Annotated in this window: 1 protein-coding gene; it reads right to left on the bottom strand. The window is 40.3% G+C overall.

Features of this window, described 5'->3' with window-relative positions:
* Positions 1-45: 45 nt before the first annotated feature.
* The coding region (locus GQR46_RS19160; protein ID WP_240922931.1) for a methyl-accepting chemotaxis protein at positions 46-1,945 on the bottom strand (1,900 nt) is incomplete at its 5' end.

The following is a 1,945-nucleotide window of genomic DNA, read 5'->3' as shown; positions in this document are numbered from 1 at the left end:
GATGGTACATAGTACCATCGGGGTTTTTTAATCGTTTTAGTAAACTTAAACTTTAAATTCGTCTACCGATAAGCGAAGCTCTTCGGCAAGTTTGGCTACTTCTGAGCTTGAGATATTAGTTTGGTTTGCGCCTTCGGCTGTTTGCTCTGCAATGGCTACAATCGACTCAAGGCGTTCGCTAATTTCTTGCGCTACTTGTTGTTGCTCAAGTGCCGCAGTCGAAATTTCTTCACTTACATCGTGAGCTTGCGAAACCGCAAATGTAATTGAATCAAGTGCGCTACTTGCTAAGTCGGTTTGCTCAACACACGATACCGCACGTTGCTTACCTTTGCTCATAGCCGTTACTGCAGCTTCTGCGCCTGTTTGAAGAGACTCAATCATTGATTGTATCTCTTGGGTCGACTCTTGAGTTTTACTCGCAAGAGAGCGTACTTCGTCAGCTACAACAGCAAAGCCTCGGCCATATTCACCAGCACGTGCCGCTTCAATTGCGGCATTTAGTGCAAGTAGGTTAGTTTGATCCGCTATTCCGCGTATTACATCTAAAATGCTGCCAATTGATGCGCTATCTTGGTGTAGTTTATTAATTACTTGTGAGGCGTCGTCTACTTCACGCGCTAACTGTTCAATCGTGGCTTTATTGTTATTCGAAATACCTTTAACGCGCTCAGCTTCTTTATCAGCATTTTTAATCTCACTAAGTGCTTGTTGAGCGCTGTTGCTAACCGTTTGCGATGTACTGCTCATTTCGGTTGTTGCAGTGGCGGCTTGTTCAACTTGTGCTTGTTGGTTACGAATTGCTTGGCTTGATTCGGCTGTAATTGCAGATGTTTGTTCTGATGCTGCAGCTAACTGAGTAGAGCGCGAAATAATGCCTTTAATGAGACTGCGTAAGTTATCAATTAAGGTGTTACAACTTTTAGATAGTTCGCCAAATTCGTCTTTAGCGCTGTCGTCTAAACGTTGTGTCATGTCGCCACTGGCAACAATATCTAAAATTCGGTTAACTTCAGCAAGTGGTTTAGTAATACGGCTAACAGTAATAATAGCAATCGCTACAGCTAAAAGAGTGGCTATAATCATACCAACCCACGTCCATAAGTTTGCTGAGTCTACGTCGCTGCGTACGCCTTGCTGTAATTTAAAGGCAACGTCACTTGCTTGATTAACTAACTCGTCAATTTGGTTAAGTGCCATTTTGGTGGCTTGCTCTGACTGGGCAAGCTCTGACTCTGTTAGCGTAATAGAGTCAATTAATCGTTTTTTGTTTGCAGCTAAACCACTACTACCTTTTATATTGTTTTCTAAAGTATCAACATTTTCTTTTAAGCTTGAGTATAAATCGCTGTGAGTTTGCTCAATAGCCGGTTTAATTAAGGCAATGGTACGCGTTACTTCTTCTAGGTAATAGGTTTGCTCGTTTTTAACAATATCGAGTGTATTAAGCGTTTTAACAGTTAGCATATCAGTGCTGTTACTTACCACCGACATAAAGTTATTTTCTAAATTGTTTGCAGCTTGATAAGCACGAGGGTGGTTTTGCTCAAAACCGCCAATGTCAATAATATCGAGTACAACAGAATTGGCATCTTCTGCACTTAGCTCTATATTTTCTAATTGTGCTTTTAATGTTTTGTTTAATGCTAGCTGTTTGCTTTTATCTTCTAACAAGCTTTCAACTGTGCTTAAAAAGCTTAAGTAGGTTTTTTCTACATTTTGGCTACTTTGATTAAGCGTTGCATCATTTTTTACTACGTCTTGAAGTTCGCGATGAAGGGTATTGAATAACTGCTTTTGCTCAAAAACTTGCTTTTTAATGGGGGCTAGTTCATTTGCAGAAGTAGTGTAAAAACTCGCTTGAGCGGCTTTACTCATTAAAATAAATTCGGCTTGTAGTTCTGAGCTTTTATTTAGTGCTGGAAGTGATAGTTGGTTCACTTTT

This window comes from Pseudoalteromonas sp. Z1A6 (genome assembly GCF_011378745.1).
Classification (GTDB): domain Bacteria; phylum Pseudomonadota; class Gammaproteobacteria; order Enterobacterales; family Alteromonadaceae; genus Pseudoalteromonas; species Pseudoalteromonas arctica.
The sequence above is the reverse complement of the archived record's forward strand: the minus strand, read 5'-3'. Positions and strand labels throughout refer to the sequence as shown.